Genomic DNA, 20,733 nt, shown 5'->3' with positions numbered 1-20,733 from the left:
GCTGCGCCGTCGGGTTTGCTTGGCGGCGTGAACGACAACCGCGCAACTCTCGACCTCGACGCGATCCCCCGCGTCTTCGACCACCTCGTCGCACCGGCCACCGAACTGATCGCGCTGGGCCTCACCAGCCGCGTGATCCGCGACCGCTGCCAGGCGGGCGGCCCGTGGCAACGGCTGGAATCGGGGCTCGTGCTGCTCACGAACCAGCCGCCGAACCGGACCCAGCGCATACAGGCCGCTCTGACCGTCGCGGGCCAGGACGCGGTGCTGAGCGGGGTGGACGCGCTGGCACTGCACGGGATGACGGCCGGCAGGCTCGACGGTCCGGTCCACCTGCTCGTGCCGCCGCACCGACAACCCAGGCTGGTGGACGGCGTCTACTTCGAACGCACCCACCAGCTCCCGGACCCACTGCACCTGGCCGGCTTCCCGGTGGCCCCGCTGCCGAGAGCGACGATCGACACGTGCCGCAGAGCGAAGGCGGCCGAGCACGTCCGGGCACTGCTCGCGGAGACGATCTCCCAGGGCAGGATCACCCCGGCGACGCTGCGGGACGAACTGGACCGCGCGGGCAGCCGCGGCACCGCGCTCCCCCGCCGCGTGCTGGCCGAGATCGACGACAAGGTCCGCTCGATCGCGCAGGGCCTGGCGAAACGCCTCGTCCAGCGGCTCGGCCTGCCCGCACCGGCGTGGCACGTCCCGATCACGTCCGCCAACGGCTCCCACGTGGCGACGGCCGACGCGTGGTGGGACGAGGTCGGTCTGGCATGGGAGGTCGACTCGTACGCGTTCGACCTCTCCCCCGACGACGCCAAGGCAGTGCTCCGCAGAGCCGCGCGGCTGACCGCGTGCGGTGTGCTGGTGCTGCACACCCCACCGGCACAACTGCGCGACGAGCCGAACGCCGTGATCGAACTGCTGCGCGCCGCCTACGAACGCGCCGCCGCCCGCCCTCGCCCGGACGTGCGGGTCAATGTCTGACGATCCCGAGATCCTGACCAACGAAGCGGCGGCCGCCCACCTGCTGGCGCTCCTGCACCATCCCGCTCACGAACCACCCCGCACGCACCCGGAACCGGAGGAACGCCCCCTCCCTGCCCCATCGGAGAAGAAGCCATGACCACGCGCCATCCCTGGCACCGGGATCAGCAGGTGATCTCGTGAACGTGACCCCGGAAGAAGCCAAGCGGGGCGAATACCTGACAGTTCCCACACCTGCCGATCCGCTTCGCCAGGAGGGTGCCCGATGACCACACTCACGGCGGAAGGACTCGTCCTGCGCCCGTGGAGCGACGACGACGCGGCCGCACTCGTGGAGATCCACCGCGATCCCGCGATGCGCCGCTGGACCACCCGTCACGTCACCACCGCCGAGGACGCGACGGCGTGGGTGGCTGCGCAGCAGGAGGGCTGGGCCGCGAACACCCGGCACAGCTTCGCCGTCCTCGACGACGGCGGGCTCGCCGGATGCGTGGTCCTGAAGCACGGGCGCGAGATCGGCTACTGGACGGCGGCGCACGCACGCGGCCGTGACGTCGCGACCCGCGCGGTCCGCGTACTGGCGGCCTGGGCGCACGACGAGGGAGGCCCGGGCTTGGAGATCCGTCACCAGGTGGACAACGTGGCCTCCTGCCGGGTCGCCGAGAAGGCCGGGTTCCCGTTACGGGAGACGTTGCCCGCGACACCGCCGTGGCCGTTACCCGGGCACGTGCACGTCCGCGGCTGAGCACCCGTCGGAACGGCTCGGCCGAGCGCCGGGCCGACGTACCGCCCTGTGCTCAGCAGCCGAGCAACTGGCCCCCGAGGTAGCTCTGGAGCTTGTCGAGCGACACCCGTTCCTGGGTCATCGAGTCACGCTCCCGGACGGTCACGGCCTGGTCCTGGAGCGTGTCGAAGTCGACGGTCACGCAGAACGGGGTGCCGATCTCGTCCTGGCGGCGGTACCTGCGGCCGATGGCGCCCGCGTCGTCGAAGTCGACGTTCCAGTACTGGCGCAGGGACGCCGCGAGGTCGCGGGCCTTGGGGGTGAGGTCCGGGTTGCGGGACAGCGGCAGCACCGCGACCTTCACCGGCGCGAGCCTGCGGTCGAGGCTGAGCACGGCGCGCTTGTCGACGCCGCCCTTGGCGTTGGGGGCCTCGTCCTCGCGGTACGCGTCGAGCAGGAACGCCATCAGCGGGCGGCCGACACCGGCGGCCGGTTCGATGACGAACGGCTTGTAGCGGGAGTTGGTTGCCTGGTCGAAGTAGGACAGGTCGACCCCGGAGTGGTTGGAGTGCGTGGTGAGGTCGAAGTCGGTGCGGTTGGCGATGCCCTCCAGCTCGCCCCATTCCTGGCCGCCGAACTCGAAGCGGTACTCGATGTCGACGGTGCGCTTGGCGTAGTGCGACAGCTTCTCGGCCGGGTGCTCGTGGAGCCGCAGGTTGTCGGGCTTGATGCCGAGGTCGGTGTACCAGCGCATCCGCTCGGCGATCCAGTACTGGTGCCATTCCTCGTCGCTGCCCGGTTCGACGAAGAACTCCATCTCCATCTGCTCGAACTCTCGGGTCCGGAAGATGAAGTTGCCGGGCGTGATCTCGTTGCGGAACGACTTGCCGATCTGCCCGATGCCGAAAGGCGGCTTGCGCCGGGAGGTCGTGAGCACGTTCAGGAAGTTCACGAAGATGCCCTGCGCGGTCTCCGGCCGCAGGTAGTGCAGGCCCTCGTCGGTCTCGACCGGCCCGAGCTGGGTCTTCACCATCATGGTGAACTCGCGGGGCTCGGTGTAGTTGCCGCGGACGCCGCAGTACGGGCACGGCACCTCGGACAGGTCGGCCTCCGTGGTGTCGGTACCGCTCCGTGCCGAGTAGTCCTCAGCGAGTTGGTCGGCCCGGAACCGCTTGTGGCAGGCCAGGCATTCCACCAGCGGGTCGTGGAAGGTCGCGACGTGGCCGGAGGCCTCCCACACCTGCCGGGGCAGGATGACCGACGAGTCGATACCGACGACGTCCTCGCGCCGCTGCACCATCGTGCGCCACCACTCGCGCTTGATGTTGTTCTTCAGCTCGACACCGAGCGGGCCGTAGTCCCACGCTGAGCGGGTACCACCGTAGATCTCCCCGCACGGGTAGACGAAGCCCCTGCGCTTGCACAGGCTGACGACGGTGTCGATGCGATCGGCGGGCATGAGCACTCCAACTGCCGCGCGCTCGCGGCCATGGCGTTCAATGGCGGTTGACGGGGCGCGGCCGGTAAAGATTACTCGGCGGTGGGCGGCCCCGAACGAGTGATTTCCAGTCGTCGAAACCCCACATCGAGGTTGCCGACGGTAGCCGGATACCGCCACAAGGAGGACGCGTGCGCGAGAGGCGCTCGACGAAAGCGAAGCTGGTCGAAGGCGACGGCCCGCTGTCCCGGATGCCCCCGCTCGCGGCTTTCCTGCTGGTCGCGGTGGTGTTCGTGATCGGGGTCGTGGTCGGCGGCACCGTCGGCGCGGTGGTCCTGGGTGTGCTGGCGGCGGGCATCGGCGTGTTGCTCGCTGTGACGTGGCGAGCACTGTCGCCGAGCGAGCGAGTGGGCCGGGTGTTCATCCTGGCCGTTCTGGTGGCCGTCGCTGTGTCGGTGCTGCTGACGAAATAGCCCGGCCGCCTAGGATGTTGAACACGGTAACCAATATCCGTTTCAGCAACCGACCGAGAGGACGATGCTCCCGTGACCTCGGATGCCGCCTCGTCACCGGATCTGGCCGTCCCGCACTCGGTCGACCGGCCGACGGCCACCCGCGCCGAGCACCGGCCGGTGCACACGTTGACAGCGGCCGGTGACCTGCTCCGCGCGCTGGCGGCGCCGGTCCGCATCGCGATCGTGCTCGAACTGCGCGCGCACGACCGCTGCGTTCACGAGCTGGTGGAGACGCTGGGGGTGGCCCAACCCCTGATCAGCCAGCACCTGCGCGTGCTGAAATCGGCCGGTGTGGTCAACGGTGAACGCCACGGTCGCGAGGTGGTCTACCGTCTGGTCGACGAACACCTGTCGCACATCGTCGTCGACGCGGTGGCGCACGTGGAGGAAGGGGCTGCCAAGTGACGAAGGGCGAGGGCCGCACCCCGACAGTCCCGGGGAGGCGTTCGACGAAACAGCGCGCCGCGGTGGCGAGCCTGCTCGAGCAGCTGGACGAGTTCCGCTCCGCGCAGGACCTGCACGAGGAACTCCGCACCAGGGGCGAGGGCATCGGCCTGACCACGGTGTACCGGACGCTGCAGTCCCTCGCGGACGCGGGCGAGATCGACGTGCTCCGCATCGACAGCGGTGAGGCCGTGTACCGCCGCTGCTCCCAGCACCACCATCACCACCTCGTCTGCCGAGCCTGCGGCCGGACGGTCGAGGTCGAGGGCCCAGCGGTGGAGAAGTGGGCGGAGAAGGTCGCCGCGGAGAACGGCTTCTCGGAGATCAGCCACACGGTCGAGGTCTTCGGCACCTGCGCCGCCTGCGCGGCCTGCACCAGCTGACGCGCGACGCTGCCCGCTCACGGCGCAGAACCCGGGCCTCCGGCCCCGATGTCAAGCCTGGTGCCGCGCACCGACAGAAACGCCGCCGCTGCCGGCCGCCCGTGGACGGGTACCGCGGGCGCGGCGGTTGGCCTGTGTACAACCGCCGCGCCGCACCCCCTCGCTGTCGGTGGTCGGTGAGACGCTGGAACCGGGGGCCGGAGGCCGACCCCGGTAGCCGTCAGCCCTCCGCGGGCAACCCGTTCCGCTCGATCACACCCGCGTACCAGCGCGCGCTGTCCTTCAGCGTCCGCTTCTGCGTCTCGAAGTCCACGTGCACCAACCCGAACCGCTTCGCGTACCCGGCCGCCCACTCGAGGTTGTCCATCAGCGACCAGCAGAAGTACCCCCGCAGGTCGACCCCCTGCTCGATGGCCGCGTGCGCCGCGCGCAGGTGGCCGTCGAGGAACGCGATCCGGTCCGCGTCCCGCACCGCGCCGTCCGGGGTCAGCGTGTCCGGGTACGCGGCGCCGTTCTCCGTGATGTACATCGGCAGGCCCGGGCTCTGCTCGTTGAGCGACACGAGCAACTCCGTCAGCCCCTCCGGCTGGACCTCCCAGTCCATCTCCGTCCTCGGGTGCCCGGACGTCAGGAACCGCACGTCCTCCGCGCCCACCCACTCCGACGGACCGTCCGGCTCACCACCGGCGGCCACCAGGTACGCGCGGTAGTAGTTCACGCCCAGCAGATCGATCGGTGCGCTGATCACGTCGAGGTCGCCGTCCTGGATCAGCGACGGCAGACCGTACGGGGCCAGGTCGACCAGCAGGTCGTCCGGGTACACGCCTCGCAACACCGGCTCGGTGAAGATGCGGTTCTGCAGGCCGTCGACGCGGCGGGCGGCGTCGATGTCCGCCGGCGCGTCCGACGCCGGGTGCACCGGGAACAGGTTCAGCGTGATGCCCGCCGGGATCTCCGGGGCCACCGCGCGGATCTCCCGCATCGCCAGGCCGTGCCCGAGCAGCAGGTGGTGCACCGCCGCGATCGCCGCGTCGCCCGACGTCACGCCCGGCGCGTGCCTGCCGCTCGCGTACCCGGCGAACGCAGAGCACCACGGCTCGTTCAGCGTCAGCCAGCCCGCGACCCGGTCACCGAGCTTGCCGGCCACGGCGGCCGCGTACTCCGCGAACCGGTAGGCCGTGTCGCGGTTGGTCCACCCGCCCTTCTCCTCCAGGGCCTGCGGCAGGTCCCAGTGGTAGAGCGTCGCCCACGGGCTGATCCCGTTCGCCAGCAGCTCGTCCACGAGCCGGTCGTAGAACCCGAGGTCGGCCAGCCGCGGCCACGCCACCGAGAACCGGTACGCGCCGAGCCCGAGCGACCGCATCATGGCGACGTCCTCGGCGTAGCGCCGGTAGTGATCCGCCCCCGGCTCGCCGGTGTCACCGTTGTGCACGGCACCGGGACGGCGGCAGAACTCGTCCCAGATGGACTCCACGCGGCCGTCCGCCGCGGTCGAGCCCTCGACCTGGAACGACGCGGTGGCCGCACCCCACACGAAACCCGTCGGGAAGCGGAGTGCAGTGGACTCCGACTGTTCCGGCAGAACTGACATGGTCACCCCTTTACAGCGCCCGACATGATCCCGGCCACGATCTGGCGGCCGAGCACGACGAACACGATCAGAATCGGAATGGTGGCCAGCGTCGTGCCGGCCAGCACCAGGGAGTAATCGATGTAATAACCGCTCTGCAGCCGCTCCAGCGCGATCTGCACGGTCGGGTTCTCCGCGTTGAGCACCACCAGCGGCCACAGGAAGTCGTTCCACGACGTCATGAACGTGAACATGCCGAGGAACGCCGCGGCGGGCCGCACCGCGGGCAGGCACACGTGCCAGTACACGCGGATCATCGAGCAGCCGTCGACACGTGCCGCCTCGATCAGCTCGTACGGCACCACCTGCGCGGTGTACTGGCGCATCCAGAACACCCCGATGGCGGTCACCAGGTTCGGCACGATCACCGCCTGCAACTCGCCCGCCCAGCCGAACTCCGCCATCGCCATGTACAGCGGGATGATGCCGAGCTGTGTCGGCACCGCCAGCGTGGCGACCACGAACAGGAACAGCCCGTCGCGGCCGCGGAACCGCAGCTTGGCGAACGCGAACCCGGCCAGCGTCGAGAACAGCACCGTCGTCAGCGTGACGGTGCCGGACACGATGATGCTGTTGCCGAGCGCCTTCCAGAACGGCACGGAGTCGAACACGCGCGCCGCGTTCGCGAGGAAGTTCCCGCCGGGCAGCAGTGGCGGCACCCGTTCGGTCAGCATCGAGCTGTCCCGCGAGGCCACCAGGAACGACCAGAAGAACGGGAACACCGAACCGAGCAGGAACGCGATCAGCAGCCCGTAGACCCAGAACGACGCGCGTTTGTCACCGGTCTGCGCCCTGCGGCGGATCGTGCGCATCGAGATCGCGGTCATCGTTCGTCCTCCGCTCCGGTCGACGCCAGCCGACGCGTCAACAGGAAGTTCACGACCGCGATGACGATGATCAACAGGAACAGCACCCACGCGACCGCCGACGCGTAGCCGAGCCGCTGCGTCTCGAAGCCGGTTTGGTACATGTACAAGGTGATCGTCTGGAACTGGTTGGACGAGCCACCGTTGTTGGAGCCCGGCATCGCGTCGAACAGCTTGGGCTCGGTGAAGATCTGCAACCCGCCGATGGTCGACGTGACGACCACGAAGATCAGCGTGGGCCGCAGCAACGGCAGCGTGACCGAGAAGAACCGGCGGGCCGCCGACGCGCCGTCGATCAGCGCCGCCTCGTGGATCTCCTTCGGGATCGCCTTCATCGCGGCCAGCACGATGAGCGCGTTGTACCCGGTCCAGCGCCAGTTCACCATGGTGGCGATGGCGAGGTGTGAGAAGAACCGGTTGCTCTGCCAGTCGATCCGGTCGATGCCGAGCAGCTCCAGGACGCTGTTGACGAGCCCGTAGTTGGGCCCGAACAGGTTCGCGAAGATGATCCCGACGGCGACGAGGCTGACCACGTACGGCAGCAGAACCCCGACGCGCCACCCGGTCGGGGCACGCAACCGGGTGTTCAGCAGCGCGGCGAGCCCCACCGCGACCACGATCTGCGGACCGGTGGAGAGCACGAAGATGCTGAGCGTGTTGACGAGGGCGTTCCAGAACTGGCTGTCGGCCAGCAGTTCCGTGTAGTTGCCGAGCCCGATGAACGTGCCCTCGAGGTCGAGCAGGTCGCGGTCGTACAGCGACAGGAACGACGTGTACAGCAGCGGGAACAGCCCCACCACGCCGAACACGACGAAGAACGGCGCGATGTAGAGGTAGGGCGACCACTTGACGTCCATGTTGGACAGTCGCTGTCGCCACGTGAGCTTGTCGGGTGGCCGCGGTGGGGCGGGCGCCACCCCCTGGTGAGACGCCCGCCCGGTTACCGTGGTCATCACTTGACGATCTTCTTCGCGGCATCGACCGCCTGCCGCCAGCCCTCCTCCGGCGACTTGCCGGCTTCGACCGCCTGCAGCGCCGGGCTCGTGGCGTTCTCCTGGATCTTGCCGTCACCGGGGCCCTTGTACTGGGCCTTGCCGACCTTCTTCGCCATGGTGGCGAACAGCTGGCCGACCTTCACGTCACCGAAGTAGTCGTTGGTGCTGCCGAGCAGCTCCGGCGAGTCGAGCGCCTCGACCTGGCTGGGGAAGTTGCCGGTCTTCTCGAACGCCTTGACCTGCTGTTCCGGCGCGGTCAGCCACGCCGCCAGCTCCGCGGCCTCCTTGGGGTGCTGGGACTGCTTGGGCACCGCGAGGTACGAGCCGCCCCAGTTGCCGCCACCGTTGGGGAAGGCGTCGGTGACCGCCCACTTGCCCGCGTTCTCCGGGCCGGCCTGCTCCTTGACCACGCCGAGCATCCACGACGGGCACGTCTTGGTCGCGAAGGCGCCCTGCTTGAACCCGTTGTTCCACTCGGGGCTGAAGGCGACGAGCTTGGCGCTCTGCTTGCCCTCGACCGCCGCGGTCACCTGGTCCCAGTTGTCCTTGATGGCGGAGTTGGACTCGATGGCGAGCTTGTCGTCCTTGGTCAGGTAGCCCTCGGGGAGCTGGTTCTGCATCGAGTTGAAGATCTGCGACGCAGAGTCGAACCACGCCTTGCCGGTGGCCTCGACGTACTTGTCGCCCGCCTCGAAGTACGAGTCCCAGGACTCGAACATGGCCTTCACCGAGGCCTCGTCGGTCGGCAGCTTCGCCGCCTCGAGGAGGTCCTTGCGGTAGCACATGGCGAGCGGGCCGATGTCGGTGCCGTAACCGATCCAGGTGCCGTCCTTCGCCGTGCCCGCCTGGTACTTCCAGTCGAGCCACCGCTCCGGCTTGACGTCCTTCGGGCCGATCTCGGCCAGGTTGTTGAACAGGTGTGGCTTGTCGAGCACGTCGGGGAGGTGTCCCTCCTCGATCGCGACCACGTCCTCGAGGCCGGAGTTGGCGGCGAGCTTGGTCAGCAGCTGCTGGTGGTACGGCCCGCCCTGCCCGGTCTTGTGATGGGTGATCTTGATGTTCGGGTGGAGGTCCTCGTACTCCTTGATGAGGTCCTCGTACCCGAACTCCGTGAACGTGCCGATACTCAGCTCGATCTGCCCCGAACCAGATCCGGAGTCGGCGTCGGAGTCGCCACAGGCGGTCAGGCCCACCGCCGCGGCAAGGGCGATCGCGCCGGCGAACACCCGTCGTTGGTTGCTTCGCACGTCTGTTGTCCCTTTGCGTCCAGATTTCTGGGAGCGCTCCCAGTTGGGGAGTACCGAGTGTGGTCCTGGTTACGGCGAAGTGTCAAGGACCTTCCGGGAGCGCTCCCAGAATCCGTTACACTTCCGTCATGCCGATGGACGAGCGCCCGACGCTGGAAGACGTTGCCGCGTACGCGGGCGTCTCCCGCTCGACCGCGTCACGCGCCCTGAACGACGACGCGTACGTGAGCACCCGTGCGAAGGAGAAAGTGCTGGGTGCGGCGCGCGAACTCGGCTACTCCCCCAACCAGGCGGCGAGATCGCTCGTGACCCGGCGGACCGGCGCGGTCGCGGTGGTGCTGTCCGAGCCCGAGGCGAACGTCCTCGACGACCCGTACTTCGCGTCGGTGATGCACGGCGCGTTCCGGGAGCTGTCGGACGCGGGCGTGCAGATGCTGCTGATGTTCGTCGACACCCGCGACGACGTCCCGCGCACGATCAAGTTCCTCGAAGGCGGTCACGCGGACGGCGCGCTGGTGTTCGCGCCGCACAAGGGCGACCCGCTGCCGACCGCACTGCGCCTCGCACGGATCCCGGTCGTCTACGGCGGCCGGCCCGGCACCGGCCGCCGGGGCGCGCACGCGGTCGACTTCGACAACGAGGGCGGCGCCCGGCTGGCGGTGGAGCACCTGTACAACTCCGGCCGCCGCCGCATCGGCACGGTGACGGGCATGCTCGACCACCCGGCCGCCGCGGACCGGCTGGCGGGCTGGCAGACGGCGCTGGAGTCGTTCGGCCTGGACCCGGTCGACCTGTCGGAACACGGCGACTTCACGATGGCGAGCGGCGAGACCGCGACGGCGAAGCTGCTGGCTCGCTGCCCGGACCTGGACGCCGTGTTCGCGGCGAGCGACCTGATGGCCGCCGGGGCGATGAAGGCGTTGCGTGCGGCCGGCCGCACGGTCCCGGACGACGTCGCGGTGATCGGGTTCGACGACCATCCGACGCTGGCGCCCGCGATGGAGCCCCCGCTGACGTCGATTCACCAGGATCCGCGACAGCAGATCCGCGAGATGGTGAAGAAGCTGATGTCGCTGCTGGTTGGCGACGTCATCCGACCGGAGACGACGGTGCTGCCGGTCACGCTGGCCATCCGCGACTCGGCCTGACGTGCGGTTCCTGTGGGTGCTTCGGCCACTTCGAGTTCCGTCAGCCAGCCCAGCCACGTGAATCCGCGCGACCCGTTCGGTCACGGCTGTCGCAGGCGGCCGGAGCGGTGCAGGTCGTCGAAGATCAGTTGGTCCACCGGGGACACGCGGTCGCGGTCCGCGTACGTCAGCCACGCGACCTCCTCGATCTCGTGGCTCGGGGCGAGCGTGCCCTCGTAGTCGGCGGCGTAGCACGTCATGCGTACCACGACCCCCGTCGCGTGCCCGTGTGCCTGTGCCTCGTAGACACCGGCCGCCACGACACTCTCGGGCGCGATCGTCACGGTCAGCTCTTCGGCGATCTCGCGCACCAGCGTCTCGACGTCGCTCTCGCCGGGCTCGCGTTTCCCGCCCGGCAGGTAGAAGACGTCCTTGCCGCGCGACCGCGTGCTGAGGATCTTCCCGTCCTCGACGCGGAGCCAGGCCACCTTGTCGATCATCGCAGGGCCGCGCGGCTCTTGCGGGTGTCCGGGTGGTCCTCGCCGAGTACGCGGGTGCGGGCGGCGAGGATCTCGCGGTGCTCGGCCGCCGCCTCCACGGGGTACGCGCGGTGGCGCAACAGGTTGGCCGCGTCGAAGCGGGCTTCCAGGGTGTTCGGGTGGTCGGGTCCGTACAGCGCGGTCAGCCCGGCCACGACCTCCGCCTGGGTGGTGGCGGCCGCCTTGTACTCGCCGCGGGCGGCGGCGATGCGGGCCAGCCCCTGCCGGACCGCGAGCGCGCAGCTGTGTGCCGGTGGGCGGTCGTCGCGGTCCGCGGCGGCCACGAACTCCTGTTCCGCCTCGTCGAGTTGCCCCACCCGCACCAGCGCGATTCCCACCATGTGCCGGGCGCACAACGTCATCGAGTCGCGTGGGCCGCACGTGCGCCGCAGCGCGTCGATCGCGTCGTCGAACGCCTCGACCGCGGCCGCCGGCTGGTCCGCCATCAACAACACGTCGCCGAGTACCAGGAGTGTCGCCCGTACCACGGGTGCGGTCGGGCCCCACCGCTCCCGCACGTCCGCCAGCAGCGACCGCAGTTCCACGACCGCGGTCTCCGCGTCACCCATGGCGGCGCGGAGGTGTTCGATCGACGCGCGCACCAGGTCGTTGTTCTGGTCGCCGGACGCGAACTCCAGCGACCGGTACACGGTCAGCGCCTCGGTGAGCCGGCCCAGTGCGAACAGCACGCCCGCCCGGCCCTGCCGCGCCACGAGTGCGATCGGGCCATGGCGGGCCGCGTCTGCCACCGCGGTGAACTCGGTCAGTGCCTCCCGCAGCCGGTCGAGCTGGAACAGCAGGTCGGCGAGGACGGTGCGTGCCTCGAGCTGCCGGTGCGTGTCCGGGGCGAGGGTGACGTTGAGGCGCAACAGGTCCTCGGCCTCGGCGGCGCGGCCCACACGGGCGAGCGTGCCGGCCAGGAGGCGGCGGCTCTCCACCGTGGCGGCGGCGTCCTCGCCCAGGGATCGTTCGCGTTCCCGCAACACCGACGTGTGCAGTGCGGCGGCGTCGGCGAACCGGCCCTGTGTGAACCGGACGAGCGCGAGGCCGACCCGGCTCTGCAACGTCTCCGGGTGGTTGAGCCCGTACTCGCGGGCATACGACTCGGTGGTCCTCGCGGCGATGTCGGCGGCCTCGTCGGCGCGGCCGTCGACCGAGATCAGCAACGCCAGCTGCTGCCACGCGGCGAGGGTCTCGGGGTGGAACGGTTCGCCGCCCTTCATGCGGGCGGACAGCACGGCGCGGTACTCGGCCTCGGCCTCGCGCACCCTGCCTGCCTCGTGGAGTGCGCGCGCGTGCTCGAACCTGTCCACGAGCCTGCGCTCCCGTCTAGTGCTCATAGGGATCCTCGGGCTCCGGAATGGGGCGCACCGCCTGGACGGTGGCGGACGGGACGTACTCGTTGGCGCGGGTCGCCGACCCGGGACGCAGCACGACATCGACCACGATCCAGCTGTCGTCCACCAGGTGTGACAGCTCCTGCCCGAGCAGCTTCACCTTGACCGGGAAGGCATCCGCCGCGCAGCAGCCTATCGCGAGGCGCGCCACGTACGTGTCATCGCCTTCCTGCACAACGAATCCCGTGAGACGGGCGGTCCGGTCGTCCAGCGAGTGGCCGCGATCCCACGCCGCGCGCGACGAGAAGTCGCTGAGCGGCAACGCGATCGGGTCGCCCGGCGGCAGCTCGGGGAACAGCGCGGAGCCCTCCCCTTCCGTCGACGGCACCTCCGGCCGGTTGCCCGCCGCGCGTTCGACCGAGTCCGACCCCAGCGGCGGCGGCCCGACGAGGAACACCGCGAGCACCGGGAGGACCAGCAGCCACGCACTGCGCGCCGAATGGGAGTGTCCGTGGTCGTCGAGATCGCGGCCGCCGCGTATCTCCCGCACGATCGACACCGCGGCCAGCAGGATCATGATCGCGCCGCCCGCGATCAGCAGCCACTGGTGGCTCGGCTTCACGTACCGCAGGTAGGTGCCGGTGAACGAGATCTTCAGCAGCGCGCCGCCGAGCAGGACCAGCAGGATGTTCTGCGTCTCGCGCCTCACGACGGCAACACCACGACTCCCACGACCACCGCGCACAACACCGCGACCGCGAACGTCATGGGCGCGAACCGCAGCGCGAACCGCCTGCCGAGCGTGCCCGCCTGCAACGCGAACAGCTTGACGTCGATCGCGGGCCCCACGACCAGGAACACCAGTTTGGGCAGCAGTGGCATGGTCGACAGCGACGCGACCACGAACGCGTCCGCCTCGCTGCACAACGCCAGCACGACCGCGAGCACCGCCATCACGACCACGCCGAGCAGCACCTGTTCGCCGAGCGCGTCCGTCCACGACGGCGGCACGACGACGTTGAGCAACGCCGCCGTCAGTCCGCCGACGACGAGGAACCCGCCAGCGTCGACCAGGTCCTGCCGCGCGGTCTCGAAGAACACGCCCCACCGGTCGCGGTCGTCGTGCTGGTCCGGCAGCCGCCGCAGCGCCCGTTCCGCGAACCACTCCATCCGCCCGAACCGCGCCCACACCCAGCCCATGACGACGGCGGTGGCGAACGAGCCGAGGAACCGCGCCAGCACCATCCTCGGCTCACCGGGGAACGCGACCGCGGTGGCGACCAGCACGATCGGGTTCACGGCCGGTGCGGCGAGCAGGAACGTGACGGCGACCGACGCGGGCACCTGCTGCTGGATCAGCCGCCGTGTGACGGGCACCGCGGCGCACTCGCAGTTGGGCAGCGCGACCCCGGCCACCCCGGCGACCGGCACGGCCAGCGCGGCGCGCTTCGGCAGCAGCTTCCGCAGCCGGTCGGCGGACACGAACGCGGCGATCGCACCGCTGATCAGCACCCCGATCACGAGGAACGGGAGCGCCTGCACGCACACGGCGACGAAGATGGTGGCCCCGGTCTGGATGGCCTTCACGTCGAGCAGGTCCGCGAGCCAGCCCTGCCCGACGATCGCGAGCACCAGCAGCACGCACAGGATCTCCAGTGACGTGATCCGCCGCCGCGGCCGCGTCTGCCGGGGTGACTCCTGGACTGTCTCCGTCACTCGCCCCTGGCCTCACCGATCAGCTCGGTGCGCAGCTGCGACGCGGTCGACACGACGAGCATCAGCAACGTGCCGAGCGCCGACTCGCTGATCCCGTCGGCCGGGAACGCGTAGCGCAGCGTGACGTCCATGCCGCGCTCGGTGTGCACGACGCCCAACGTGCCGAAAAGTCCCTCACCAGCGCGTTCCGCGGCGGAACGAGCGAGGTTGGGATCATCCGGCAGGTCCCAGGCGACGACGCAGGTGAGGCTGAGGACGGTGAGGCCCTCGGCGAGCTGCATGGCCTGGACCGCGCACGGGACGTCCACGTGCCGGAACGTGAGCGCGCCGTCGTCGTCGACGTGGACGTCGTGGAAGGCCTCGAGCGCCGTGCGGGCCTTGGTGAGCAGGTCCGCCGTGCTCAACGCTTCCTGTTCAGTCATGAATCTCCCTTGAGTGCGGCCGTGACCTCGTCGCTGTCCTTGGCCCCGCCGAAGCGCCGGTCGCGCCGGGCGTACTGCTCGACGGCACGCCACAGGTGGCGCCGGTCGAAGTCGGGCCACAGGATGTCCTGGAACACCAGCTCAGCGTAAGCGGACTGCCACAGCATGAAGTTGGAGGTCCGTTGTTCGCCGGACGGGCGGATGAACAGGTCCACGTCCGGCATCTCGGGCTGGTAGAGGTACTTGGCGATGGTGCGTTCGGAGACCTTCTCCGGGTTCAGCCTGCCCTCGGCGGCGAGCCGCGCGATCTCCCTGGCGGCGTCGCCGATCTCGGCGCGGCCGCCGTAGTTGATGCACATGGCCAGGTTGAGGACGTCGTTGTGCCTGGTGCGCTCGGCGGCGAACTCCAGCTCGGCGATGACGGACCGCCACAGCTTGGGCCGCCTGCCGGCCCACCGCACCCGCACGCCCAAGGTGTCCAGCTCGTCGGTGCGGTTGCGGATGACCTCGCGTGAGAAGCCCATGAGGAACCGGACCTCTTCCGGGCTGCGGCGCCAGTTCTCGGTGGAGAACGCGTACAGGGACAGCCATTTGACGCCCAGTTCGATGCAGCCCTTGGCGACCTCGACGACCTGCGCCTCGCCGCGTTTGTGCCCTTCGATGCGGGTGAGGCCGCGCTGGTTGGCCCAGCGCCCGTTGCCGTCCATGACGATGGCGACGTGCCGAGGCACGAACTGCGCGGGAATGGCGGGCGGCTTCTCGCCGGACGGGTGGGGCTCGGGGGGTTGTGGTCGGGTACGACGGCGGAGCATGGGAGGGACCCTACTGAGTCGTTTGGACGCCCTTGCGTTCCACCAGCGGGAGGGAACGGAGCTGTCGTTCGAGGTGCCACTGGAGGAGCGCGGCGATGAGCCCGGACCCCTCGCGGCGGGCGTTGCCGGAACACCGTTCCGCGACGTCCCACCGGCCCAGCGCCAGCGCGTTCATCAGGTCGAGTGTCTCCTCGGCGGGCGCGGCCGACCCGGGTGGGCGGCAGCGCGGGCACACCGAACCACCGGCCTGCACGGAGAAGCTGCGGTGCGGCCCCGGCTCGTTGCACCGTGCGCACTCGTTGACCGCCGGTGCCCACCCGGCGAACGCCATCGCCCGGATGAGGAACGCGTCGAGCACGAGCGAGGGATCCCGCTCACCGTCCGCGAGCGCGCGCAGGGCACCGGTGACGAGCAGGTAGAGCCGCAGGACCGGCTCCCCTTCCTCGGCGGACATCCGGTCGGCGGTCTCCAGCACCGCGCAGCCCGCGGTGTAGCGCTGGTAGTCGGTCACGATGCCGGCGCCGAACGCGTCGATCGTCTGCACCTGGGTGATCACGTCGAGCGTGCGACCGGTGTAGAACTGCACGTCGACGTGCGCGAACGGCTCGACCCGCGCACCGAGCCGGGAGGTCGTGCGCCGCACTCCCTTGGCGACGGCACGCACCTTGCCGTGGCGCTGCGTGACGAACGTGATGATCCGGTCGGCCTCACCGAGCTTCTGTACCCGGAGGACGACCCCGGTGTCGCGGTAGAGGCTCACGGACGGAGCTTACCTTCGAGCACCGACAGTTTCGTGCCATCGGGGACCTGTCCCGGGCCGTGGCTGTCACAGTTCCGGACATGCGCCTGCTCATGTCCGCCGTCGCTCTGCTCCTGCTCATGGTCGCGGGCTGCACCGTCAGCCGGTCGGCGGCCCCTGAACCGGAACCGACCACGACCACGACCACGACCACGACCACGACGGAGACCACCACCACGACCACCACCACCACCACAACGACCACCACGACCGCCCCCGTGCCGGAGGTGGCCGCCGACGGGACCAACCTTCAGGCCTGCGCCGACGGCACCTGCGAGGTCGAGGTCAAGTCCGGCGACATGCTCACCATCAGGGGCGAACAGATCGTCGTGGTGAGCGTCAGCCCGCGGGGCGCGACGTTCGTGCTGCCGTCCGGCACGGTGGCCTCCGTGGGCGGCACCGGCACGATCGGCACGGCGAGCGGCACGAACATGGACATCCTCCGCAACAACGGCACCACAGTGATGATCAGGGTGTCGTGATCAGAAACCGAGGCGGCGCAACTGTTTCGGGTCGCGCTGCCAGTCCTTCGCGACCTTGACGTGCAGGTGCAGGTACACCTTGCTGCCCAGCAGCGCCTCGATGTGGCGGCGGGCGGTCGCGCCGACGGACTTGAGGCGCTCGCCCTTGTGCCCCAGCACGATGCCCTTCTGGCTGTCGCGCTCGACGTACAGGTTCGCCCACACGTCGAGCATGTCGTCGCGGTCCTCGCGTTCGGTGATCTCCTCGACGGTCACCGCGATCGAGTGCGGCAGCTCGTCGCGCACACCTTCGAGCGCCGCCTCACGGACCAGTTCGGCGATCAGCGTGGCCTCGGGTTCGTCGGTCAGCTCGCCGTCCGGGTACAGCTGGGGGCCTTCGGGCAGCCGGGACACCAGCACGTCGGCAAGTCGGTCGACCTGGAAACCATCCACAGCGGACACCGGGATCAGGTCGGTGAACTCCATGACCTCCTGGAGCGCCACGAGCTGGTCGGCGACCTGGTTCTTCGTCGCGACGTCGGTCTTCGTGACGATGCCGACGACGGGCGTGTGCCGGGACAGCTTCACCAGCTCGGCCGCGATGAACCGGTCACCGGGCCCGATCTTCTCGTTGGCGGGCACGCAGAACCCGACCACGTCCACTTCGGACCACGTGGCACGCACGACGTCGTTGAGCCGCTGCCCCAGCAACGTGCGGGGGCGGTGCAGGCCGGGGGTGTCCACGATGATCAGCTGGGCGTCGGGGCGCTGCACGATGCCGCGGATCGCGTGCCGCGTGGTCTGCGGCTTGCTGGAGGTGATGGCCACCTTGCTGCCGACCAGCGCGTTCGTCAGCGTCGACTTGCCCGTGTTGGGCCTGCCGACGAAGCAGGCGAAGCCGGAGCGGTGCGGTGTGGTCATCCCACCATTGTCGTCCGGCCTCAGCGCGGCTCGCCGTTCGGGTCCGCGACCAGCAGCGGCGCGGACGGTGTGAGGTCGTCGACGATCGCCCGGTCCACGTCGAGCAGGTCGGTGACCACGGCGGCGGCCTCCAGCGTGCGCACGCCGCTGGACACGGCGGCCGCCACCGCCCCCTGCAGGGCTGTGAGCTGCAACGACGGCAGGTCCACGGTGGTGGCGACGTAGGTGCGGCCGGTGTCGTCACGCACGGCGGCGCCCTCGGCCGCCCCGCTGCGGGCTCGCGCCGACCGCGCCAGGGTGATCAGCTTCGCGTCCTCGGGGTCGAGGTCAGCCACTCTCGCTTCCTTCCTTCTCCGCCGCGTCGGCCGCGGGCACACAGCGCACGACCACCGACGTGATCCGCATCCGGCCGCGGCCGTCTTTGCCGCCCTCGGCCCGCATCGACAGGCCCTCGATCTCGGCCTCGGTGCCGGGCAGCGGGACGCGGCCGAGCTGCTGGGCGAGCAGGCCGCCGACGGTCTCGACGTCGGTGTCGTCCAGTTCGATGCCGAACAGCTCGCCGAGGTCCTCGACCGGGAGCCGGGAGCTGACCCGCACGGCGCCGTCGTCGAGGTGCTCGACCGGCGGACGGTCCTCGGTGTCGGACTCGTCGGTGATCTCGCCGACGATCTCCTCCAGGATGTCCTCGATGGTCAGCAGGCCGGCGGTGCCGCCGTACTCGTCGACGGCGATCGCCATGTGGTTGCGGGACAGCTGCATCTCGCGCAGCAGGTCGTCGAGGCGCTTGGAGTCGGGCACGAACGTCGCCTCACCCATCAACTCGCTGACCAGCCCGCGTTCGGCACGCCCGTTGGCCCGCGGGTCCACTGTGGCCTTGACGAGGTCCTTGAGGTTGACCACGCCGACGACCTCGTCGACGCTCTCGCCGATCACGGGCAGTCGCGTGTAGCCGGTGCGCAGCGACAACGCGAGCGCCTGCCGCACGGTCTTGGTCTGCTCGATCCACACCATCTCGGTGCGCGGCACCATGACCTCGCGCGCGATCGTGCCGCGCAGCTCGAACACCGAGTGGATCATCTCGCGCTCGCCCGCGTCGACGACGCCGCTCTCCTGCGCCATGTCGACCAGCTCACGCAGCTCGACCTCGGAGGAGAACGGGCCCTCGCGGAACCCGCGACCGGGCGTGATGGCGTTACCGACGACGATCAGGAAACGCGACAACGGCCCGAGGACGGTGCCCAGGGCGCGCACCGGCCCGGCCGCGATGAGGCCGACCGAGTACGGGTGCTGCCTGCCCAGTGTGCGTGGCCCGACCCCGACGAGCACATAGGACACGACGATCATGGACAGCGCGGCGACGAGCCCCGCGACCCAGTTCGAGTCGATGATCCGCATGAACGCCACGGTGACCAGCACGGTCGCGGCCAGCTCGCAGCCGAGCCGCAGCAGGAGCAACAGGTTGATGTGCCGGGGCCGTTCCGCGACGACCGCGAGGAGCTGCCGGGCCCCCGTGCGGTTCCCGCGGACCAGGCCGTCGACACGTGCGCGGGACACCGCCGAGATGGCGGCGTCGGCGCACGCGAAGAAACCGGCGAGAACCACGAGGAGTACCGCGATCACGAGTAGTCCCGCGGAGCTGCTCACTTCGACCCCCGAGGGTTATCCGGCCGTGTCGTCGGAGTCCGGCTTGCGGTCGTCGGACTCCATGAACCCGGCCGCGCCGAGCAGCTTGTCGTCCTCGCGGCGTTGCGCGGCCCGGCGCTGGGCGGCGGCCCGCTCGCTCGTGAAGTCGGCGAGGATCCGCTTCTGGAGCGTGAACATCTCACGTTCCTCGGCGGGCTCGGCGTGGTCGTAGCCGAGCAGGTGGAGTACACCGTGGACGGTCAGCAGGTGCAGCTCGTCCATCAGCGAGTGGCCTGCCTTGCGGGCCTGGTCGCGGGCGAACCGCGGACACAGCACGAGGTCACCGAGCAGCGTCGGCCCCAGGTCGGGCGCGTCGGGTCTGCGCGCGGACTCGAGCTCGTCCATGGGGAACGCCATGACGTCCGTCGGGCCTGGCAGGTCGAGGTAGCGCTCGTGCAGGTCGGCCATCTCGTCCAGCCCGACGAGCAGCACCGACAGCTCGGCGAGACGGCTGACCTTCATCCGGTCGAGCGCGAACCGGGCCGCGGCCACAATGGACGGTTCGTCAACCGCCACGCCCGACTCGTTGGCGATTTCGATACTCATGACTACCGGCCTCGCCGCGCCTGTCCACGCGGGCCGGAGCGGCGCGCGTCCTGGTCGTTGTCCTGGGTGGCCGACCACCGGTCGTAGGCGTCGACGATGTCGCCGACCAGCTTGTGCCGCACGACGTCGCTGCTTGAGAGCGTCGCGAAGTGCACGTCGTCGACGTCGCCGAGGATGTTCTGCACGACCCGAAGACCGCTCTGCGCGCCGCCCGGCAGGTCGACCTGTGTGACGTCACCGGTCACGACGATCTTCGAGCCGAAGCCCAGGCGGGTCAGGAACATCTTCATCTGCTCGGGCGAGGTGTTCTGCGCCTCGTCGAGAATGATGAACGCGTCGTTCAACGTACGGCCCCGCATGTAGGCCAGTGGCGCGACCTCGATAGTGCCCGCCTGCATGAGCCTCGGGATGGACTCGGGGTCGACCATGTCGTGCAGCGCGTCGTACAGCGGCCGCAGGTACGGGTCGATCTTCTCGTACAGGGTGCCGGGCAGGAAGCCGAGCCGCTCCCCCGCCTCGACCGCGGGCCGGGTCAGGATGATGCGGTTGACCTGCTTGGCCTGCAGCGCCTGGACGGCTTTGGCCATGGCCAGGTAGGTCTTGCCGGTGCCGGCCGGGCCGATGCAGAACACGACCGTGTGCTGGTCTATGGCGTCGACGTAACGCTTCTGGTTCAGCGTCTTGGGCCGGATCGTGCGGCCGCGCCGCGAGATGATGTCGAGGCTCAGCACCTCGGCGGGCGATTCGGTGCCGCCGGCGGACAGCATCGCGACGGTGCGGCGCACCGCGTCGGGCCCGAGCTGCTGGCCGCGGCTCGCGAGGGTGACCAGCTCGGCGAACACCCGTTCGGCGAACGCGACGTCGCTGGGTGCCCCGGAGAGGGTGACCTCGTTGCCGCGGACGTGGATGTCCGCGTCGAGGAGTTCCTCGGCCACCTTCAGGTTCTCGTCACGGGAGCCGAGCAGGGCCAGAACGGCCTGGTCGGGGACGTTGAACCGGGACTGTGCCGGGTCGGCTGGGGTCGGTGCAGAAGAGGGGCTCGCGCTGCCCCGTGCGGTACCGGTCACGTGCTTTCGGTCCTGCCTTCTGCGCCTGGTCGCGCCATTTCGGTCGTCGCTGTCGGTTCGATGTTAGTCGCCCCCACCGA

Annotated in this window: 25 protein-coding genes; 8 read left to right on the top strand and 17 right to left on the bottom strand. The window is 69.9% G+C overall.

Going from position 1 to position 20,733, the window contains the following annotated elements; translation table 11 throughout:
- Positions 1 to 27: 27 nt before the first annotated feature.
- The 3 genes from ACIBVP_RS32765 (at position 28) to ACIBVP_RS32755 (ending at position 1,726) form a co-directional block, all read left to right on the top strand.
- On the top strand, positions 28 to 981 hold the full coding sequence (locus tag ACIBVP_RS32765) for a hypothetical protein (protein WP_396110282.1): 954 nt from the start codon (positions 28 to 30) through the stop codon (positions 979 to 981).
- Complete coding sequence (locus ACIBVP_RS32760; protein WP_396110281.1) at positions 974 to 1,120, top strand: hypothetical protein; 147 nt, start codon at positions 974 to 976, stop codon at positions 1,118 to 1,120. Before ACIBVP_RS32765 ends, ACIBVP_RS32760 begins: the two co-directional genes overlap by 8 nt.
- A 126-nt stretch (positions 1,121 to 1,246) precedes the next feature.
- Complete coding sequence (locus ACIBVP_RS32755) at positions 1,247 to 1,726, top strand: GNAT family N-acetyltransferase (protein WP_396110280.1); 480 nt, start codon at positions 1,247 to 1,249, stop codon at positions 1,724 to 1,726.
- Positions 1,727 to 1,778: 52 nt separating this feature from the next.
- Here ACIBVP_RS32755 and ACIBVP_RS32750 read toward each other — a convergent pair whose 3' ends face one another.
- Positions 1,779 to 3,164 (bottom strand): glycine--tRNA ligase, encoded by a 1,386-nt coding sequence (locus ACIBVP_RS32750; RefSeq protein ID WP_396110279.1) that lies wholly within the window; start codon positions 3,162 to 3,164, stop codon positions 1,779 to 1,781.
- A 125-nt stretch (positions 3,165 to 3,289) separates the two neighbouring features.
- On the opposite strand from ACIBVP_RS32750, the gene ACIBVP_RS32745 reads away from it, so the two are divergent.
- The 3 genes from ACIBVP_RS32745 (at position 3,290) to ACIBVP_RS32735 (ending at position 4,485) form a co-directional block, all read left to right on the top strand.
- Positions 3,290 to 3,616, top strand: a complete 327-nt coding sequence (locus ACIBVP_RS32745; RefSeq protein WP_396110386.1) for a DUF6703 family protein — start codon at positions 3,290 to 3,292, stop codon at positions 3,614 to 3,616.
- Positions 3,617 to 3,718: 102 nt separating this feature from the next.
- Positions 3,719 to 4,063: an ArsR/SmtB family transcription factor gene (locus ACIBVP_RS32740; RefSeq protein WP_396110385.1), complete on the top strand. Its 345-nt coding sequence runs from the start codon at positions 3,719 to 3,721 to the stop codon at positions 4,061 to 4,063.
- On the top strand, positions 4,060 to 4,485 hold the full coding sequence (locus ACIBVP_RS32735; RefSeq protein ID WP_396110278.1) for a Fur family transcriptional regulator: 426 nt from the start codon (positions 4,060 to 4,062) through the stop codon (positions 4,483 to 4,485). Before ACIBVP_RS32740 ends, ACIBVP_RS32735 begins: the two co-directional genes overlap by 4 nt.
- Before the next feature lie 220 nt (positions 4,486 to 4,705).
- Here ACIBVP_RS32735 and ACIBVP_RS32730 read toward each other — a convergent pair whose 3' ends face one another.
- Genes ACIBVP_RS32730 through ACIBVP_RS32715 form a run of 4 tightly spaced genes read right to left on the bottom strand, consistent with a single transcriptional unit; the run spans position 4,706 to position 9,223 of the window.
- A complete protein-coding gene (locus tag ACIBVP_RS32730) occupies positions 4,706 to 6,076 on the bottom strand; it encodes a GH1 family beta-glucosidase (RefSeq protein ID WP_396110277.1) in 1,371 nt (456 codons plus the stop codon).
- A 2-nt stretch (positions 6,077 to 6,078) separates the two neighbouring features.
- Positions 6,079 to 6,942 (bottom strand): carbohydrate ABC transporter permease, encoded by an 864-nt coding sequence (locus ACIBVP_RS32725; protein WP_396110275.1) that lies wholly within the window; start codon positions 6,940 to 6,942, stop codon positions 6,079 to 6,081.
- Positions 6,939 to 7,934 (bottom strand): carbohydrate ABC transporter permease, encoded by a 996-nt coding sequence (locus ACIBVP_RS32720; protein ID WP_396110274.1) that lies wholly within the window; start codon positions 7,932 to 7,934, stop codon positions 6,939 to 6,941. Before ACIBVP_RS32720 ends, ACIBVP_RS32725 begins: the two co-directional genes overlap by 4 nt.
- Positions 7,934 to 9,223: an extracellular solute-binding protein gene (locus ACIBVP_RS32715; protein ID WP_396110273.1), complete on the bottom strand. Its 1,290-nt coding sequence runs from the start codon at positions 9,221 to 9,223 to the stop codon at positions 7,934 to 7,936. The genes ACIBVP_RS32720 and ACIBVP_RS32715 overlap by 1 nt, the downstream gene beginning before the upstream one ends.
- A 128-nt stretch (positions 9,224 to 9,351) precedes the next feature.
- On the opposite strand from ACIBVP_RS32715, the gene ACIBVP_RS32710 reads away from it, so the two are divergent.
- Positions 9,352 to 10,371 (top strand): LacI family DNA-binding transcriptional regulator, encoded by a 1,020-nt coding sequence (locus ACIBVP_RS32710; RefSeq protein ID WP_396110272.1) that lies wholly within the window; start codon positions 9,352 to 9,354, stop codon positions 10,369 to 10,371.
- Between the two features lie 80 nt (positions 10,372 to 10,451).
- Here ACIBVP_RS32710 and ACIBVP_RS32705 read toward each other — a convergent pair whose 3' ends face one another.
- The 7 genes from ACIBVP_RS32705 to recO are packed head-to-tail and all read right to left on the bottom strand — an operon-like array spanning position 10,452 to position 15,936.
- Positions 10,452 to 10,850 carry an NUDIX domain-containing protein gene (locus ACIBVP_RS32705; protein WP_396110271.1) on the bottom strand — a complete coding sequence of 133 codons (399 nt, stop codon included), beginning with the start codon at positions 10,848 to 10,850 and terminating at the stop codon, positions 10,452 to 10,454.
- The gene (locus ACIBVP_RS32700) at positions 10,847 to 12,229 is read right to left on the bottom strand and encodes a tetratricopeptide repeat protein (RefSeq protein WP_396110270.1); all 1,383 of its coding nucleotides are present in this window, start codon (positions 12,227 to 12,229) and stop codon (positions 10,847 to 10,849) included. The genes ACIBVP_RS32705 and ACIBVP_RS32700 overlap by 4 nt, the downstream gene beginning before the upstream one ends.
- Positions 12,219 to 12,935, bottom strand: a complete 717-nt coding sequence (locus ACIBVP_RS32695; protein ID WP_396110269.1) for a TIGR03943 family putative permease subunit — start codon at positions 12,933 to 12,935, stop codon at positions 12,219 to 12,221. Before ACIBVP_RS32695 ends, ACIBVP_RS32700 begins: the two co-directional genes overlap by 11 nt.
- Entirely contained in the window at positions 12,932 to 13,942 is a 1,011-nt protein-coding gene (locus ACIBVP_RS32690) for a permease (RefSeq protein ID WP_396110268.1), read from the bottom strand. The genes ACIBVP_RS32695 and ACIBVP_RS32690 overlap by 4 nt, the downstream gene beginning before the upstream one ends.
- Positions 13,939 to 14,364 (bottom strand): YbjN domain-containing protein, encoded by a 426-nt coding sequence (locus ACIBVP_RS32685; protein WP_396110267.1) that lies wholly within the window; start codon positions 14,362 to 14,364, stop codon positions 13,939 to 13,941. The genes ACIBVP_RS32690 and ACIBVP_RS32685 overlap by 4 nt, the downstream gene beginning before the upstream one ends.
- A complete protein-coding gene (locus ACIBVP_RS32680; RefSeq protein WP_396110266.1) occupies positions 14,361 to 15,176 on the bottom strand; it encodes an isoprenyl transferase in 816 nt (271 codons plus the stop codon). The genes ACIBVP_RS32685 and ACIBVP_RS32680 overlap by 4 nt, the downstream gene beginning before the upstream one ends.
- 10 nt (positions 15,177 to 15,186) lie before the next feature.
- A complete protein-coding gene (gene recO, locus ACIBVP_RS32675) occupies positions 15,187 to 15,936 on the bottom strand; it encodes a DNA repair protein RecO (RefSeq protein WP_396110265.1) in 750 nt (249 codons plus the stop codon).
- 80 nt (positions 15,937 to 16,016) lie between these two features.
- Between recO and ACIBVP_RS32670 the strand changes: the two genes are divergently transcribed.
- Complete coding sequence (locus ACIBVP_RS32670) at positions 16,017 to 16,457, top strand: hypothetical protein (RefSeq protein WP_396110264.1); 441 nt, start codon at positions 16,017 to 16,019, stop codon at positions 16,455 to 16,457.
- Here ACIBVP_RS32670 and era read toward each other — a convergent pair whose 3' ends face one another.
- Genes era through ACIBVP_RS32645 form a run of 5 tightly spaced genes read right to left on the bottom strand, consistent with a single transcriptional unit; the run spans position 16,458 to position 20,653 of the window.
- Positions 16,458 to 17,357: a GTPase Era gene (era, locus tag ACIBVP_RS32665; protein WP_396110263.1), complete on the bottom strand. Its 900-nt coding sequence runs from the start codon at positions 17,355 to 17,357 to the stop codon at positions 16,458 to 16,460.
- Positions 17,358 to 17,377: 20 nt separating this feature from the next.
- Positions 17,378 to 17,692: a cytidine deaminase gene (locus ACIBVP_RS32660; RefSeq protein ID WP_396110262.1), complete on the bottom strand. Its 315-nt coding sequence runs from the start codon at positions 17,690 to 17,692 to the stop codon at positions 17,378 to 17,380.
- On the bottom strand, positions 17,685 to 19,001 hold the full coding sequence (locus ACIBVP_RS32655) for a hemolysin family protein (protein WP_396110261.1): 1,317 nt from the start codon (positions 18,999 to 19,001) through the stop codon (positions 17,685 to 17,687). Before ACIBVP_RS32655 ends, ACIBVP_RS32660 begins: the two co-directional genes overlap by 8 nt.
- A gap of 15 nt (positions 19,002 to 19,016) precedes the next feature.
- A complete protein-coding gene (gene ybeY, locus ACIBVP_RS32650) occupies positions 19,017 to 19,586 on the bottom strand; it encodes an rRNA maturation RNase YbeY (protein ID WP_396110260.1) in 570 nt (189 codons plus the stop codon).
- Between the two features lie 2 nt (positions 19,587 to 19,588).
- Positions 19,589 to 20,653: a PhoH family protein gene (locus tag ACIBVP_RS32645; RefSeq protein WP_396110259.1), complete on the bottom strand. Its 1,065-nt coding sequence runs from the start codon at positions 20,651 to 20,653 to the stop codon at positions 19,589 to 19,591.
- Positions 20,654 to 20,733 lie beyond the last annotated feature (80 nt).

Source organism: Actinophytocola sp. NPDC049390 (assembly GCF_044466355.1).
Taxonomy (GTDB): domain Bacteria; phylum Actinomycetota; class Actinomycetes; order Mycobacteriales; family Pseudonocardiaceae; genus Actinophytocola.
Note: the sequence above shows the minus strand (reverse complement) of the source record. Positions and strands in the feature narration are given on the sequence as shown.

Excerpts from the sequence above, each read along its gene's own strand:
- ACIBVP_RS32710 (WP_396110272.1), top strand. The coding sequence starts at position 9,352 with ATGCCGATGGACGAGCGCCCGACGCTGGAAGACGTTGCCGCGTACGCG.
- era (WP_396110263.1), bottom strand. The coding sequence starts at position 17,357 with ATGACCACACCGCACCGCTCCGGCTTCGCCTGCTTCGTCGGCAGGCCC.
- ACIBVP_RS32725 (WP_396110275.1), bottom strand. The coding sequence starts at position 6,942 with ATGACCGCGATCTCGATGCGCACGATCCGCCGCAGGGCGCAGACCGGT.
- ACIBVP_RS32760 (WP_396110281.1), top strand. The coding sequence starts at position 974 with ATGTCTGACGATCCCGAGATCCTGACCAACGAAGCGGCGGCCGCCCAC.
- ACIBVP_RS32720 (WP_396110274.1), bottom strand. The coding sequence starts at position 7,934 with ATGACCACGGTAACCGGGCGGGCGTCTCACCAGGGGGTGGCGCCCGCC.
- ybeY (WP_396110260.1), bottom strand. The coding sequence starts at position 19,586 with ATGAGTATCGAAATCGCCAACGAGTCGGGCGTGGCGGTTGACGAACCG.
- ACIBVP_RS32750 (WP_396110279.1), bottom strand. The coding sequence starts at position 3,164 with ATGCCCGCCGATCGCATCGACACCGTCGTCAGCCTGTGCAAGCGCAGG.
- ACIBVP_RS32670 (WP_396110264.1), top strand. The coding sequence starts at position 16,017 with ATGCGCCTGCTCATGTCCGCCGTCGCTCTGCTCCTGCTCATGGTCGCG.
- ACIBVP_RS32700 (WP_396110270.1), bottom strand. The coding sequence starts at position 12,229 with ATGAGCACTAGACGGGAGCGCAGGCTCGTGGACAGGTTCGAGCACGCG.
- ACIBVP_RS32755 (WP_396110280.1), top strand. The coding sequence starts at position 1,247 with ATGACCACACTCACGGCGGAAGGACTCGTCCTGCGCCCGTGGAGCGAC.
- ACIBVP_RS32705 (WP_396110271.1), bottom strand. The coding sequence starts at position 10,850 with ATGATCGACAAGGTGGCCTGGCTCCGCGTCGAGGACGGGAAGATCCTC.
- ACIBVP_RS32730 (WP_396110277.1), bottom strand. The coding sequence starts at position 6,076 with ATGTCAGTTCTGCCGGAACAGTCGGAGTCCACTGCACTCCGCTTCCCG.
- ACIBVP_RS32680 (WP_396110266.1), bottom strand. The coding sequence starts at position 15,176 with ATGCTCCGCCGTCGTACCCGACCACAACCCCCCGAGCCCCACCCGTCC.
- ACIBVP_RS32685 (WP_396110267.1), bottom strand. The coding sequence starts at position 14,364 with ATGACTGAACAGGAAGCGTTGAGCACGGCGGACCTGCTCACCAAGGCC.